This is a genomic window from Pseudomonas sp. PDM15, from assembly GCF_014851565.1.
Taxonomy (GTDB): domain Bacteria; phylum Pseudomonadota; class Gammaproteobacteria; order Pseudomonadales; family Pseudomonadaceae; genus Aquipseudomonas.
Genome location: NZ_JACVAA010000006.1, coordinates 270,197 through 284,302 on the forward strand (window position 1 = coordinate 270,197; position 14,106 = coordinate 284,302).

12 protein-coding genes and 1 tRNA gene are annotated in these 14,106 nt (G+C 61.3%); 6 read left to right on the top strand and 7 right to left on the bottom strand.

What is annotated here, in order from left to right; all coding sequences use genetic code 11:
- Positions 1 to 100: 100 nt before the first annotated feature.
- The 6 genes from IB232_RS17980 to IB232_RS18005 form a co-directional block, all read right to left on the bottom strand.
- Positions 101 to 4,231, bottom strand: coding sequence for a beta strand repeat-containing protein (locus IB232_RS17980; protein WP_192399955.1), 4,131 nt, complete (start codon positions 4,229 to 4,231; stop codon positions 101 to 103).
- A gap of 27 nt (positions 4,232 to 4,258) precedes the next feature.
- Positions 4,259 to 4,918 (bottom strand): DedA family protein, encoded by a 660-nt coding sequence (locus tag IB232_RS17985; RefSeq protein WP_192399956.1) that lies wholly within the window; start codon positions 4,916 to 4,918, stop codon positions 4,259 to 4,261.
- A 92-nt stretch (positions 4,919 to 5,010) separates the two neighbouring features.
- Positions 5,011 to 5,086 (bottom strand) — tRNA-Phe (locus IB232_RS17990).
- Between the two features lie 124 nt (positions 5,087 to 5,210).
- Positions 5,211 to 5,483: an oxidative damage protection protein gene (locus IB232_RS17995; RefSeq protein WP_192399957.1), complete on the bottom strand. Its 273-nt coding sequence runs from the start codon at positions 5,481 to 5,483 to the stop codon at positions 5,211 to 5,213.
- Entirely contained in the window at positions 5,480 to 6,547 is a 1,068-nt protein-coding gene (gene mutY / locus IB232_RS18000; RefSeq protein ID WP_192399958.1) for an A/G-specific adenine glycosylase, read from the bottom strand. Before mutY ends, IB232_RS17995 begins: the two co-directional genes overlap by 4 nt.
- Positions 6,544 to 8,766, bottom strand: coding sequence for an AsmA family protein (locus IB232_RS18005; protein ID WP_192399959.1), 2,223 nt, complete (start codon positions 8,764 to 8,766; stop codon positions 6,544 to 6,546). Before IB232_RS18005 ends, mutY begins: the two co-directional genes overlap by 4 nt.
- A 239-nt stretch (positions 8,767 to 9,005) precedes the next feature.
- On the opposite strand from IB232_RS18005, the gene IB232_RS18010 reads away from it, so the two are divergent.
- Entirely contained in the window at positions 9,006 to 10,223 is a 1,218-nt protein-coding gene (locus tag IB232_RS18010) for a sterol desaturase family protein (protein ID WP_192399960.1), read from the top strand.
- Positions 10,224 to 10,226: 3 nt separating this feature from the next.
- Here IB232_RS18010 and IB232_RS18015 read toward each other — a convergent pair whose 3' ends face one another.
- Positions 10,227 to 10,625, bottom strand: coding sequence for an acetyl-CoA sensor PanZ family protein (locus IB232_RS18015; RefSeq protein ID WP_192399961.1), 399 nt, complete (start codon positions 10,623 to 10,625; stop codon positions 10,227 to 10,229).
- A 148-nt stretch (positions 10,626 to 10,773) separates the two neighbouring features.
- Between IB232_RS18015 and hisB the strand changes: the two genes are divergently transcribed.
- Genes hisB through hisF form a run of 5 tightly spaced genes read left to right on the top strand, consistent with a single transcriptional unit; the run spans position 10,774 to position 13,832 of the window.
- Entirely contained in the window at positions 10,774 to 11,367 is a 594-nt protein-coding gene (gene hisB / locus IB232_RS18020) for an imidazoleglycerol-phosphate dehydratase HisB (RefSeq protein ID WP_192399962.1), read from the top strand.
- A complete protein-coding gene (gene hisH / locus IB232_RS18025; RefSeq protein WP_192399963.1) occupies positions 11,367 to 12,005 on the top strand; it encodes an imidazole glycerol phosphate synthase subunit HisH in 639 nt (212 codons plus the stop codon). Before hisB ends, hisH begins: the two co-directional genes overlap by 1 nt.
- Entirely contained in the window at positions 12,006 to 12,263 is a 258-nt protein-coding gene (locus IB232_RS18030; RefSeq protein ID WP_192399964.1) for a DUF2164 domain-containing protein, read from the top strand. It begins immediately after the preceding gene.
- A gap of 37 nt (positions 12,264 to 12,300) precedes the next feature.
- Positions 12,301 to 13,044 (top strand): 1-(5-phosphoribosyl)-5-[(5-phosphoribosylamino)methylideneamino]imidazole-4-carboxamide isomerase, encoded by a 744-nt coding sequence (hisA, locus tag IB232_RS18035; RefSeq protein WP_192399965.1) that lies wholly within the window; start codon positions 12,301 to 12,303, stop codon positions 13,042 to 13,044.
- A gap of 17 nt (positions 13,045 to 13,061) precedes the next feature.
- A complete protein-coding gene (gene hisF / locus IB232_RS18040; protein ID WP_192399966.1) occupies positions 13,062 to 13,832 on the top strand; it encodes an imidazole glycerol phosphate synthase subunit HisF in 771 nt (256 codons plus the stop codon).
- The last annotated feature ends 274 nt before the right edge of the window (positions 13,833 to 14,106 follow it).

Sequence of the window (14,106 nt, forward strand, 5' to 3'; positions counted from 1 at the left end):
CGGCGGCGCGCCGACTCGACGCTCCCCAGAGTATTGCACCGCTGGCTGGGGCTAACCAGATACGGCTGCCAGACGGGGAGGGTGGCCTCCCCGGCTGGACTCAGGCGATGAAATCGGCCAGTGAGGCGCTGGTGACGCCGACCAGCTGGATGGCGAACTCGGCGTCTGCGTCTGTGTCGATGTTGCCGTAAAGCACTCCGCCATTCAGCTTCAGCTGACCTGCTGCCGTGAAGGCGGCAGTGCTGCCTATCACTTGGGTGAAGGCGTTGTCACCGCTGGCGGCGGTATTGGCATCCAGCTTGGACAGGTCAATCTTGTCGGTACCGCTCAGGAAGTCATGGATGACGTCCCAGCTTGTGCTGGTTATCCCGCTATCTGACAAGGTGCTGAAAGCGAAAGTATCGTTGCCAGCGCCACCGACTAGGAAGTCTTTCCCCCCGCCGCCGGTCAAACGGTCATTACCAGCTCCGCCGTACAGCGCGTTGTTGCCCGCGCTCCCCGTTAAAGTATCGTTGTAGCCAGATCCAACAAGGTCTTCGATTGATATCAGGGTGTCTGAGCCCGAGCCCCCGGTAGTCTGGATGCTGGTGTTGGATAGGTCCACCGTAACGGCACTACTAGCATAGCTATAGGAGACGGTATCAGTGCCGCTTCCGCCGTTCAGTATGTTGTTGCCGATGCCTGCACTTAGTGTGTTGTTCAGTCCATTGCCAATCAAATTGGACGAAACAACCGATAGGACCCGGCCGTTCTCTATATTGGTGCCTAGAGTGCAGTTGGCGAGATAACTAAAAACTGTATCGGTGCCTCCCTGGGTGATATTCGCATTAGTTTCGCTGACGACATCACCGGCATTTTCTACGTAGTACGTATCTGAACCATCGCCACCAACCATGGAGTCGGCGCCAGTGCCTCCATTCAATGTGTCGTTGCCTAAACCTCCATTCAATATGTTATTAGAGGTATTGCCGACCAAGATGTCATTGTAATTGGAGCCTATAAGGCTTTCGATAGATATCAGCGTGTCAGAGCCAGAGCCGCCAGTGGCCTGAGCTGTTGCGCTGGAAAGATTTATTGTAATGGCGCTGCTGGAGTAAATATAAGAGGCGGTATCCTGTCCGCTACCGCCATTCAATATATTGCTCCCGATGCCGGAAGTTAGCACGTTATCGAGGTCGTTACCAGTGATGTTGGCTGAGCTTGATGCAAGAATTCGCCCGTTTTCGATATTCGCTCCCAAAGTATAGCTGTTAAGGTAGCTCAATATAAGATCGGTCCCGCCGACAGTTTTGTCTGCGTTAATCTCACTTACTGCATCGCCGATATTGTCGATAAAGTAAGCGTCTGAGCCATCGCCGCCTATCATAGTGTCCGCGCCGGCTCCCCCGTTAAGGGTGTCATTGCCACGATCGCCGATTAGCCTGTTATTGGTAGAGTTGCCGGTCAGGTTGTCGTTATAGGTAGAGCCACTTAGATTTTCAATGGCTATTAGAGTGTCGGCCCCTGATCCGCCAGTAAGCTGCGCCGTGGCTATTGCCAGACTGATAGTTACTGCGCTGGTGGCGTAAACATAAGTCGCGGTATCGGTACCGTTTCCACCGTTGAGAGTATTGTTGCCGGCGCCGGCGTAGAGAATATTGCCGAGGCTGTTGCCTGTGAGGTTGGCGCTATCATTTGTCGCGATACGCCCGTTCTCTATATTGTTGCCCAAGGTGTGATTGGTCAGGTAACTGTACACGATGTCAGTGCCGCCAATACTGGCGTCACTAGTTGTCTCGATAGTCTCATCGCTGGCGTGGTCTATGCAGTAGGTATCTGAGCCATCGCCGCCGATCAAGCTGTCTGCGCCAACTCCTCCATCAAGAGTGTCATTTCCGAGGCCGCCGCTGAGCTTGTTACTGGCGGAATTGCCGGTCAGCTTGTCGTTGTAGTGGGAGCCGGTCAGATTTTCGATGTCGCTTAGGGTGTCCAAGCCGGACCCGCCTGTTGCTTGCGTGGAGGTGATAGCCAGGCTTGCAGTGATTGCGCTATCAGCATCTTGGTAGGAGACCGTATCTGTGCCGCTGCCACCAATCAGGATGTTGTTATTCATTCCTGCGTAGAGAATGTTATTGAGATTATTTCCGGTGAGATTGGACGCGTCGGTAGCTATGATGCGTCCATTTTCGATGTTGGCGCCGAGGCTATAGTTGGTGGCGTAACTGTAGACAATATCTATGCCGCCAATGCTGAGGTCGGCATTGGTTTCGTCGGCTACATCGTTAATGTGGTCAACGTAGTAGGTGTCAGATCCATCGCCGCCGATCATATTGTCTGCGCCCGCTTGACCATTTAAAACATCGTCGCCCATATGGCCAATCAAGCAATTTTCAGCTGAGTCGCCGTAGAGTCTGTCGTTATAGTTGGAGCCGATCAGATTCTCGATGGAGATAAGAGTGTCAAAGCCGGAGCCGCCAGTCGATTGAGTCGAGGTGATGTAAAGGTCTGCAGATATAGCGCTATTGGAGCCTATATAAGAGACTGTGTCTATGCCTGAGCCTCCATTCAATATATTGTCGTCGGTGCTCGCGTAAATAGTATTATTAAGGTCATTGCCTGCTAGGTTGGCCGCACCGCTGGCAAGAATTCGGCCATTCTCGACATTCAAATATAGCGTGTGGTCGCGAGCATAAGATAGAACTGTATCAAGCCCTTCATTGGATAGCTCCAGGATTTGTGTGCGATTGTCAATTATCGTATAGGTGTCATCTCCTAAGCCTCCTGCTAGCGTTATATCTCCGTTGCCCGTGATGCTGTTTGCTCCATGATCTCCTTGGATTTCTGCCAATTGAGGCTGCCCTGACGCATCATAGCGTTGGCTATAAATTTCACCGTAATACAGGGTTTGATGTGCAGTGCTGGGATCTCCAGATTGCCATGTCACAATCCAGCCTCCGTCTGGTAGTGCAGATACGCTAGGGCTGTGAACCAATATATTTTGGGGGTTTAAAGCTATTGGGCTGCCTAATAGGTCGCCATCTTCATTGTAATGTTGGAGAACGATTCTATTGGGGTAGGCATCCTCCCAGGCTATTACCCAGCCTCCGTCTGCAAGGGAGGCAAGGCTTGTAGGTGCGCCCTCCATCATCGAGCCTGTCGCGCAAAGCGTTGCGCTGCCTATCGAATTACCGTCTGCATTATATCGTTGGGTATAAAGCTTGGGTTGGGTTGTTGTTGGGTCTACCCCGGTCCACCACGCAATTAGCCAGCCCCCATCGGGGAGCGTAATCGCGGAGGGCTCATAGATGGTGGGAGTTGGGGTTGTTCCGCTTACTATTGCCTCGCTATTTATCTTATTTCCATCTGCATCATAGCGCTGGGTGTGAATGGAGTTCCTCTCGTACCAGGCTGTCAGCCAGCCTCCATCTTGCAAAGCCGTATTAGTTGCGTTGTAAGCGGTGGTGGCGCTGTTCAGTTGAAACTCGCTTCCGAGAGCGATTCCGTTTGAATCATATCTCTGGAAGAAGGTGTTCCAGTTGGAATTTTGGTCCCACCCTTGCCAAGAAACTACCCATCCCCCATCTGATAGGATAGTTATCTGTGGGAATTCTTGGTTTCCTTGCAAGTGGGAGTTCACCCGGGTTTCGGTGCCGTTTGGGCTTCCATCGACATTGTAGCGTTGCAGATAGATGTCGTTGCTATTGGCTGTGCTGTCGCCAACCCAGGCAACTAACCAGCCGCCGCCTGGCATTGGCGCTAGGGCGGGAGACTTCTGGGTAAAGATAGTGGTGGTGTTTACAAGTACCTCGCCTCCGATTGGAATGTCGGCGGCGTCATAACGCTGTATATATATACCGTTGGCATCGTCCCGGCCTTGGCCGCTCCAAGCGATTACGCGGCCTCCATCGGAGAGCGTTATGATGTTGGCCATCTGCTGATTTTCAGCGGTGGTCGTGTTTACTAGAGTGACTCCGCCAGCTTTCACGTTGAGGGTGGTGTCAAGGAACTTTAACTGCTCAATCCCCGTGAGCTTGTCTGTGCCGTCGTCGCCATCGGCTAGATTGATATCGGTGCTGACTAGATAGCCATTTTCCCATGTAAAACTATAGTCAGAGGAAACTCCGCTATAGTGGGCGATGTCAGTGCCAGGGCCTCCGGTGATAGTGTCACTGCCTTGTCCGCCAACAAACTCATCGGATTGTAAAGAGCCAGCAAGAATGTCATTGCTAGTTGTTCCGTTGATTATTGCCATGGTTCCTTCCTGACTATCGATTGATGGTTAGTGGCGTGGGCTGTTAATGCTGGATTTGGCTTTCTGGCGGAATATTTCTATTACTCCTGGCAGGATCGAGACGAAGATGATCGCCACGATCAGGTAGTGCAGGTTGCTCTGCACCACCGGCAGGTTGCCGAAGAAGTAGCCGGCATAGCTGAACAGCGTGACCCAGACGACCGCACCTATCACGTTGTAGGTGGCGAAGCGGCGGTAGGGCATGTGGCCCATGCCGGCGACGAAGGGGGCGAAGGTGCGCACGATGGGTACGAAGCGGGCGAGGATGATCGTCTTGCCGCCGTGCTTGTCGTAGAAGGCCTCGGTCACTTCCAGGTAGCGGCGGCGGAAGATCTTCGAGTCCGTGTTGGCGAACAGCTTGGCGCCGAAGAAGCGGCCGATGCTGTAGTTCACCGCGTCGCCGAGGACGGCGGCGATGATCAGCAGCGGCACCATGATGTGCACGTTCATCGCGTCCTGGGTGGCAATGGCGCCGGCGACGAACAGCAGCGAGTCGCCGGGCAGGAAGGGCGTCACCACCAGGCCGGTCTCGCAGAAGATGATCAGGAACAGGATGCCGTAGATCCACGGCCCGTAGGCGGCGGTCAGTTCCGCCAGGTGGCGGTCGATGTGCAGGATGAAGTCGATGACAAGCTGGATGAATTCCATCTGGGCTCCACTCGCCGAAGCATGGGCGCGGTTCCTGCGCCGTAGATAGCAAAAACCCCTGAGACCTTGCGGAATCAGGGGTTTCTATATTTTGGTGCCCAGAGACGGAGTCGAACCGCCGACACGGGGATTTTCAATCCCCTGCTCTACCAACTGAGCTATCTGGGCAACGGGGCGCAATTAAACGGATTTGGCCGGACAGTGTCAAGCCAGAGGATTAAAAAAATTTCAGTACAGACGGGCGGTTACGAGTTTTCGGGGTGACGCGGGCCGTTTCCGGCCCGCATCCGCATCAGGCGCTCGGTGGCACGTAGCCGTCGGCCTTGGCGTAGTCCTCGCCGGAGAGGAACTTGTCCATCTCGGCCTGGAGGAACTTGCGGTCCTCGGCATTCATCATGTTCAGCCGGCGCTCGTTGATCAGCATGGTCTGGTGCGCCTGCCACTCGTCCCAGGCTTTCTTCGACACGTTGTTGTAGATGTCCTCACCCTTGGCGCCGGGGTAGGGCGGGCGATCGAGGCCGGGCAGGTCTTCGTTGAACTTGCGGCAATGGATGGTACGGCTCATGAGATTTCTCCTGCATTCAGTGCTTCCGCGGCTCGCTTGAGGAGCTTCTTCACCGGGGCGGCCAGGCCCAGGCGCGGCGGGCTGGCGAGGTTATACCAGAGCCAGTCGCCCTCGGCCACGACGGGGCTGGCCTGCTCGGCGGGCACCAGCCAGGGCTCGATGGCCAGCTGGAAGTGGCTGAAAGTATGGGTCAGCCCGGCCAGTTCGCGCGGCTCGCCGAGGCGTAGCGAGTGCTGGCTGGCCAGTGGCGCGAGGCCGGCCAGATCATCCAGCTCCGGCAGGCTCCACAGACCGCCCCACAGGCCGCTGGAGGGGCGGCGGTAGAGCAGGATGGCGCCTTCGTGGTTGGCCAGCAGCGGCATCAGCGTGCGCTTCTGCGGCAGCGCCTTGCGTGGCTTGGATTCGGGGAAGTCGGTCTCGCGGCCGAGCAGGTGCGCGCGGCAGCCATCACGCACTGGGCACAGTAGGCAGCTCGGCTTGCTGCGAGTGCAGAGGGTGGCGCCCAGGTCCATCATCGCCTGGGTGTAGTTGTTGACCCTCTCATGCGGGGTCAGCTGTTCGGCTAGTTGCCACAGCTGGTCGGCCACTTTGGGTTCGCCCGGGTAGCCGTGCTGGGCCTTGTAGCGGGCCAGTACGCGTTTGACGTTGCCGTCGAGGATCGGCGCGCGCAGGCCCATGCTCAGGCTGGCGATGGCGCCGGCGGTGGAGCGACCGATGCCGGGCAGTTCGGCGAGCTGCTCGACCGAGCGCGGGAACTCGCCACCATGCTGCTCCACCACCGTCTTCGCCGCCTTGTGCAGGTTGCGCGCGCGGGTGTAGTAGCCGAGGCCGGTCCACAGGTGCAGCACCTCGTCTTCCGGCGCCGCGGCTAGCGCTTCTACCGTGGGCAGAGCGTCCATGAAGCGGTCGAAGTAGCCGAGCACGGTGCTGACTTGGGTCTGCTGCAGCATGATCTCGGAGACCCACACCCGGTAGGGGGTGATGCCCTGTTGCCAGGGTAGGTCCTTGCGGCCGTGCACGTCATACCAGGCCAGCACGGCGCCATTGAACTGCTCGGGGCTCATCGGTTGAACAGGCCCTTCAGTGCGTCCTTGAGTTCCGGGCTGACCTTGTCGCCGAGCTTTTCTTCCAGCTTCTGGTTGAGCTTGTCGCCGGCCAGCTTGGCGGCGATCTTGCCGAGGCCGTCCTTGTCCAGGCGGCAGGCCTTGGCGCCCAGTTCCAGCGGGCCGCGGCAGCGCAGTGGCCATTCCAGGCCGACATAGCGTTCGTTGACCTGGCAGGCCGGGTCCGGCATGGCGCCCTTGTCGCCCTCGATGACAATGCCGACGCGGTAGTCCATGCCCAGCACGCGCAGGTCGAGATCGCCGTCGCCGTTCACCGTCAGGCCGGGAATGCGTGCCTTGAGGTCCGGGTTGCTGGCTACGCCGTTGGTAAATTTCAGGTTGCCGTGCAGCTCCTCGAACGGGGTGTCCTTGCCGCGCGGCTCGCCGGACAAGGATTTGCGGTTGAGGGTGGCGATGCCCTGGCACAGCTGCTGTTCGAGGTTTGCGTCGACCAGCACGCCGTCGCTCAGGCTGAAACGGGCGGTGCCGTTGAGGGCGTCGATCCAAGCCTTCTCGCTGTTGCCCTGGGTGCGCACGTCGGCGCTCAGGTCGAGTTGGCCGCGGACCGGCGCTTTCTCGCCGCGAGCCTCAATCAGCTTCTCGACGGGGATGCGCTTGAGCTGCTTGTTGGCGGTCAGCAGCGGGATGGCCTGGCGGGCGTCGAGCTGCGAGCGCACGGCGAATTCGCCGCCGTACAGATCGCCGCGCAGCTCCTTGAGGTCGATCACACCGCCCTTGGCGGTCAGGTTGATGCGCGCGTCCTCGACTGGCAGCTTGCTCAAAGTCAGCTGGCCGAGGCTGATGGCGGCCTCGATGTCGAGCTTGCGCACGGTCTCCAGCGGCAGCAGCGGCGTGCTGCTCCAGGCCTGCTGGGTCGGCGCGCTGGGCAGTTGCGAGGTGCCGCTCTTGCCGGCGGCGGCCACGGCCTCCTTGACTTCACCCTTGCGTGCCGCGCCGGAGTCGGCGTCCTTGTTCTCGGGCGGCAGGTAGCGGTCGAGGTCGAGCTTGTCGCCCTTGAGCTGCACGCGCAGGGCCTGTTTGGCAAAGTCGCTGACCGCCAGGGTGCCGGTGAAGGCGCTGTCGTCGAGCTTCAGGCTGAGGTCGTTGAAGTTGACGCTGCTCGGCGTGCCGGCCAGGCGGGCAGACATCTCGAGGCTCTTCAGGGTGCTGCCGTCGCGCATGGCGGGCAGGGCGATGCCGATGCCGTCGAGGAATTCGCGCAGGTTGAACTGCGCCAGCGACAGATTGCCTTCCAGCTGGGCGGTCTTGTCCAGGTCGCGCAGTTTCAGCTCGCCGAGGGCGCGCAGCTGGTTGGCGGAGAGCTTGATGCCGGTCCATTCGGCCACCTGGGCGGACTGGTCGAGCAGCAGCTGGCCCTGGCTGGAGAAGGTCAGAGTCTTGCCGTTGAGTGGCTCGCCGGAGGCTTCACCGGCCAGCTTGAGGTCCTGCAGCTGGTAGCGCTTGAGGCCGCGGTCGAAGCGCAGCAGGCCCTGCAGCTCGGTCTTGGCACGCATTACCGGCTGGTTGGTGCCGAGGAAGGCCAGCAGCTTGATCGGGATGTCGGCGCCCTCGCGGATGGCGCCGGTGGACAGCTCGATGCCCTCGGCGCTGAACTGCTTGCCGCTCTTGGCGTCGTGGTAGTCGATGCGCGACGTGCTGATGGTCAGGCTGTCGATGTCCAGCTTGACCGGCTTGCCGCTCTCGTCGCTGGTCTGCGCGGTGGTGTCGCTAGGCTCGTTCGCTGCGCTTGGCGCTGGTTCGCTGGGCGCGGGCTTGGCCGGCTGGCCGACGCCTTCCCAGTTGCCGCGGCCTTTTTCGTCGCGCTGCAAGGTCAGGTTGAGGCCATCGACGCGGATGTCGCTCATCTGCACTTCCTGGTACAGCAGCGGCAGCACGCGCACGGACAGGCCGAGCAGGCGCAGGTCGGCGAAGGGCTTGTCCGGGGTGTCGGCGCTGGCCAGGGTGGCGTCGGTCAGCTCCAGGCCGAGCCAGGGGAACAGGCTCCAGCCGATGTCGCCATTGAGCTTCAGCTCGAGGTTGGCCTTGTCGCGGGCCAGTTGCTGGATCTCGTCCTTGTAGTCGTTGGGGTCGAACAGGTGGGTCAGGGCGAAGCCGAGGCCGACGATGATCAGCAGCAGCCCGAGAAATACCAGACCCAGGATTTTGCCAATGGCTTTCATGGACCAGTCCTTGTGTGGGGTTCTTTTATATAGGGGCGGGAGTATACCGCCGCCGTGTGGCGCGGCGAGCGCCATGCGTGGCAGGGGGTTGGATGACCCAGTCGACGAGCGGTTCCCCTGCGGCGCGTGCCTGCGATGGCGCGCGGGGAAAGCCGTTTTGGCAGCGACGGCCCATCCGCCGCCGGCGTTCCGGGGTTAGGCTGCCAGCATAACAACAAGGATTCGCCTGTGAGGTGGTGATGAATATCGTGGTGATGGCCGTGCCGTTGTATATCCTGCTGATGCTGCTGGAGCTCGCCTATGAGCGCTGGAGCGGCCGCCACACCTATCGCCTGGCAGACGCTACCACCAGCATCAACACCGCGGTGCTGCGCGTGCTGCTGGAGGGGCCGCTGCGCCTGCTGCTGGTGATTCCCTATGCCTGGCTGTACGAGCATGTGCGGCTGTGGACGCTAGATCCGGCCTCGCCCTGGACCTGGCTGCTCGGCTTCATCGCCGTGGATTTCTGCTTCTACTGGGCGCACCGCAGCCTGCACCGCTACAACCTGCTGTGGGGCGCACACCAGCCGCACCATTCCAGCGAGGACTTCAATCTGTCCACCGCGCTGCGCAAGGGTGCCTTCCAGACCGCCTTCGACTGGCCTTTCTACCTGCCGCTGGCGCTACTCGGTCTGCCGTTGCCGCTGTTCCTGGTGTTGCTCGGCGCGCAGCTGGTGTACCAGTTCTGGATTCATTCACAGCATATCGGCCGGTTGGGCGTGCTGGAGTGGTTTATGGTCACGCCGACCAACCACCGCGTGCATCACGGGCAGAACGACCGCTACATCGACAAGAACCACGGCGGCGTCTTCCTGATCTGGGACCGCCTGTTCGGCACCTATGCCGACGAGGACGAGCCGGTGCGCTACGGCGTGACCACCCCGGTGCGCACCTTCGACCCGATCCGCCTGCAGTTCTCCTGGTGGCGCCTGCTGTGGGCCGACGCCATGGCGACACGCTCCTGGTGGGACAAGCTGCGCCTGTGGTGGATGCCCACCGGCTGGCGCCCGGCGGACGTGGCCGAGCGTCCTTGGCCGAAGATGGGCGCGGACAAGTTCGACTGCGTCTATCCGGCGAGCCTGAAGTGGTACGCCTTTATCCAGTTCGTGGTGATCAACGCCATGGCCCTGAGCTATCTGGCGGCGGTCAAGCGCGCCGAGCTGTGGCACGCGCTGCTGCTGGTGCCGCTGGTGCTGGCAGGGTGCGTTGGCCTGGGCCTGCTGTTCGAGGGCAGGCGCGCCTTGTGGAAGGTGGAGGCGGGGCGTCAGGTGCTGATGGCGGGCGCGGCGCTGGCCTGGGTGCTGTGGCTGGCGCAGCAGCAGCTGGCACTGGGGCTGGGCCTGGCCGGTATCTGCCTGGCCAGCCTGCTATGGCTGGTGTGGCTGGCGGCGCGGCCGCAGGTGGCGCAGGCGTCCTAGGTCTTACAGATTGTCCAGCGGCAGGCCGGTGCGCGCGGCCAGGGCCTGGCTCTCCAGGTGATCCTTGGGAGCGGCCAGGTGCAGCGGCTTGCCGGCCTCGGTTGCCAGGCGCCTGGCTTCGTCGAGGATGCGCCGGGCCACGCCGCGCTTGCGGGTGAGCTTGCGCACGCACAGGTGCGACAGGCGCCAGTGCGTCTCGCCGCGCTGCAGCAGGGCGGCGCCCAGCAGGCGATCGTTGAAGCGCCCGGCGATCAGCTTGCCGCTGCCGATGCCGTCGGCGAGCAGGGCGTCGACGCTGGTGTAGGGCTCCAGCAGCCAGTCCGGCGCGTCGGCGTAGACCTTGCCCAGGTCGGTGTGGTCCTGGGCGGACGGGCGGCTGACGATTTCGACCAGAACGGGCATGACGAACTTCCTCGCAAGAGCAGGCTGCGCAGTGTAAAGCCAGCTCAATCGCGCCGATAGCCACGACCCCGACCACCGCCGGTAGCCGTCCAAGCCACGGCCCGCCTATAATGGCCGCCTTTTCCACAGGCACTTTCGGGAGCTGGTGATGGCCGAACGTACGGCATCCGTCGAGCGCAACACCCTGGAGACCCAGATCAAGGTCTCGATCAACCTGGATGGTACTGGCAAGGCCAAGTTCGATATTGGCGTGCCATTCCTCGAGCACATGCTCGATCAGATCGCCCGTCACGGGCTGATTGATCTGGACATCCAGTGCAAGGGCGACCTGCACATCGACGACCACCACACCGTGGAAGACGTCGGCATCACCCTCGGCCAGGCCTTCACCAAGGCCGTGGGCGACAAGAAGGGCATGACCCGCTACGGCCATTCCTACGTGCCGCTGGACGAAGCGCTGTCGCGCGTGGTGATCGACTTCTCCGGTCGCCCGGGCCTGCAGATGCACTTGCCCTTCACCCGCGCGGTGGTCGGTGGCTTCGACGTGGACCTGTTCCAGGAGTTCTTCCAGGGCTTCGTCAATCATGCCTTGGTCAGCCTGCACATCGATAACCTGCGTGGCACCAATACCCACCACCAGATAGAGACGGTGTTCAAGGCCTTCGGTCGCGCCCTGCGCATGGCCGTCGAGCTGGACCCGCGCATGGCCGGGCAGATGCCGTCGACCAAGGGCGTGCTCTGATGCAGACGGTTGCCGTCATCGACTACGGCATGGGCAACCTGCACTCGGTGGCCAAGGCTTTGGAGCACGTTGGCGGCGGGCGAGTGATCGTCACCAGCGACGCCGCTGTGATCCGCGAGGCCGACCGCGTGGTGTTTCCCGGCGTCGGCGCGATCCGCGACTGCATGGCCGAGATCAAGCGCCTGGGCTTCGACAGCCTGGTGCGCGAAGTCAGCCAGGATCGCCCGTTCCTCGGTATCTGCGTCGGCATGCAGGCCCTGCTGGAGCGCAGCGAGGAGAACGGTGGTGTCAATTGCATCGGCCTGTTCCCCGGCCAGGTGCGCTTCTTCGGCAAGGACCTGCATGAAGGCGGCGAGCACCTGAAAGTGCCGCACATGGGCTGGAACGAAGTGGCCCAGGTGGTCGACCACCCGCTGTGGCACGAGATTCCGAACCACGGCCGCTTCTACTTCGTGCACAGCTACTACATCGAGGCCGGCAACCCGGCGCAAGTGGTCGGTGGCGGCCATTACGGCAAGGATTTCGCTGCGGCGCTGGCCGACGGCTCGCGTTTCGCCGTGCAGTTCCACCCGGAGAAGAGCCATACCCATGGCCTGCAGCTGCTGCAGAACTTCGTCACCTGGGATGGCCGCAGGTAAATGAGCCGGGGCAAGAAGACTGCGCAGCTGGAGCTCGAAGGTGCTCAGCAGCAGGCGGCATTGCAGGTGTTGGGGCGTTTTCTGGAAGACCGCTTCGAGCTCGAGCTGGGCTCGTTCGAGGTGCAGGAAGTGCTCGACCTGATCAGCCGCGACATTGCCCCGCACTACTACAACAAGGCGATCTCCGATGTGCAGGCGGTGCTGTCCGACCGCTTCGCCAGCCTGGAGAGTGACCTGTGGGCGCTCGAGAAGAGCTGACCCTTCACCGAATTCACGACTTGAGCAGGTTCAACCGATGCTGATTATCCCCGCTATCGATCTCAAGGACGGCGCCTGCGTACGTCTGCGCCAGGGCCGCATGGAAGACTCCACGGTGTTCTCCGACGATCCGGTGAGCATGGCCGCCAAGTGGGTCGAGGGCGGCTGCCGCCGTCTGCACCTGGTCGACCTGAATGGCGCCTTCGAAGGCCAGCCGGTCAACGGTGAAGTGGTCACCGCCATCGCCAAGCGCTACCCGAACCTGCCGATCCAGATCGGCGGCGGCATCCGCACCCTGGAAACCATCGAGCACTACGTCAAGGCCGGCGTCAGCTACGTGATCATCGGCACCAAGGCGGTGAAAGATCCGCAGTTCGTCACCGATGCCTGCAAGGCTTTCCCGGGCAAGGTCATCGTCGGCCTGGACGCCAAGGACGGCTTCGTCGCCACCGACGGCTGGGCCGAGGTATCGACCGTGCAGGCCACCGACCTGGCCAAGCGCTTCGAGGCCGACGGCGTGTCCGCCATCGTTTATACCGACATCGCCAAAGACGGCATGATGCAGGGCTGCAACATCCCGGCGACCGTGGCTCTGGCCAACGCCAGCCGCATCCCGGTGATCGCCTCCGGCGGCATCCACAACATCGGCGACATCCAGGCCCTGCTGGACACCAACAATCGCGGCATCATCGGCGCCATCACCGGTCGCGCGATCTACGAAGGCACCCTGGACGTGGCCGAGGCCCAGGCCATCTGCGACCTGAAGAACAAGGTCGAGTAAGTCGACGGAGCTATAGCATGGCACTGGCAAAGCGCATCATCCCCTGCCTCGACGTGGACAACGGCCGCGTGGTCAAGGGTGTCCAGTTCGAGAACATCCGCGACGCCGGCGACCCGGTGGAAATCGCCCGCCGCTACAATGAGCAGGGCGCCGACGAGATCACCTTCCTCGACATCACCGCCAGCGTCGACGGCCGCGACACCACGCTGCATACGGTGGAGCGCATGGCCAGCCAGGTATTCATCCCGCTCACAGTTGGTGGTGGCGTGCGTACCGTGCAGGACATCCGCAACCTGCTCAATGCCGGCGCGGACAAGGTCTCGATCAACACCGCTGCGGTGTTCAATCCGGAATTCGTCGGCGAGGCCGCCGATCGTTTCGGCTCCCAGTGCATCGTCGTCGCCATCGACGCCAAGCGCGTCTCTGCGCCGGGCGAGCCGGGCCGCTGGGAAATCTTCACCCATGGCGGGCGTAAGCCGACCGGCCTGGACGCCGTGCTCTGGGCGAAGAAGATGGAAGACCTCGGCGCCGGCGAGATCTTGCTGACCAGCATGGACCAGGACGGCGTGAAGAGCGGCTACGACCTGGGTGTGACCCGCGCCATCAGCGAGATGGTGGGCATCCCGGTGATCGCCTCCGGCGGCGTCGGCAACCTGGAACACCTGGCCGCGGGCATCCTCGAAGGCAAGGCGGATGCGGTGCTGGCCGCCAGCATCTTCCACTTCGGCGAATACAGCGTGCCGGAAGCCAAGGCCTACCTGGCCAGCCGCGGCATCGTGGTGCGCTGACCCGTATAGATGTGACTGGGGCGTGCAATGCGCCCCACGAGACGGCTACTGATGGATGCTGGGTAATTTCACCTAGAACGTTTCGGTCTTTTACTGGCCAACGCTTCTATCTCTTCTGTTGAGCGCTTCTTCGGCTAAACGGCTATAGTCAAAATGGCTTTCTGCCAGCATGCTAGGCGTGGCGGCGGAAAAACGTTGTCAAAAATTCGGCATCTGAAGCAATTCAATTCCGAAAGGTTCTTTCCCCTGGTCTCAAGGTTTAGGGGATTCTGCC

Bases quoted from the DNA above. Each gene is read 5' to 3' on its own strand.
- IB232_RS17985 (WP_192399956.1), bottom strand. From the start codon at position 4,918: ATGGAATTCATCCAGCTTGTCATCGACTTCATCCTGCACATCGACCGC.
- IB232_RS18030 (WP_192399964.1), top strand. From the start codon at position 12,006: ATGAGCCGGGGCAAGAAGACTGCGCAGCTGGAGCTCGAAGGTGCTCAG.
- hisB (WP_192399962.1), top strand. From the start codon at position 10,774: ATGGCCGAACGTACGGCATCCGTCGAGCGCAACACCCTGGAGACCCAG.
- hisA (WP_192399965.1), top strand. From the start codon at position 12,301: ATGCTGATTATCCCCGCTATCGATCTCAAGGACGGCGCCTGCGTACGT.
- hisH (WP_192399963.1), top strand. From the start codon at position 11,367: ATGCAGACGGTTGCCGTCATCGACTACGGCATGGGCAACCTGCACTCG.
- IB232_RS18005 (WP_192399959.1), bottom strand. From the start codon at position 8,766: ATGAAAGCCATTGGCAAAATCCTGGGTCTGGTATTTCTCGGGCTGCTG.
- IB232_RS18010 (WP_192399960.1), top strand. From the start codon at position 9,006: ATGAATATCGTGGTGATGGCCGTGCCGTTGTATATCCTGCTGATGCTG.
- IB232_RS17980 (WP_192399955.1), bottom strand. From the start codon at position 4,231: ATGGCAATAATCAACGGAACAACTAGCAATGACATTCTTGCTGGCTCT.
- IB232_RS18015 (WP_192399961.1), bottom strand. From the start codon at position 10,625: ATGCCCGTTCTGGTCGAAATCGTCAGCCGCCCGTCCGCCCAGGACCAC.
- mutY (WP_192399958.1), bottom strand. From the start codon at position 6,547: ATGAGCCCCGAGCAGTTCAATGGCGCCGTGCTGGCCTGGTATGACGTG.
- IB232_RS17995 (WP_192399957.1), bottom strand. From the start codon at position 5,483: ATGAGCCGTACCATCCATTGCCGCAAGTTCAACGAAGACCTGCCCGGC.
- hisF (WP_192399966.1), top strand. From the start codon at position 13,062: ATGGCACTGGCAAAGCGCATCATCCCCTGCCTCGACGTGGACAACGGC.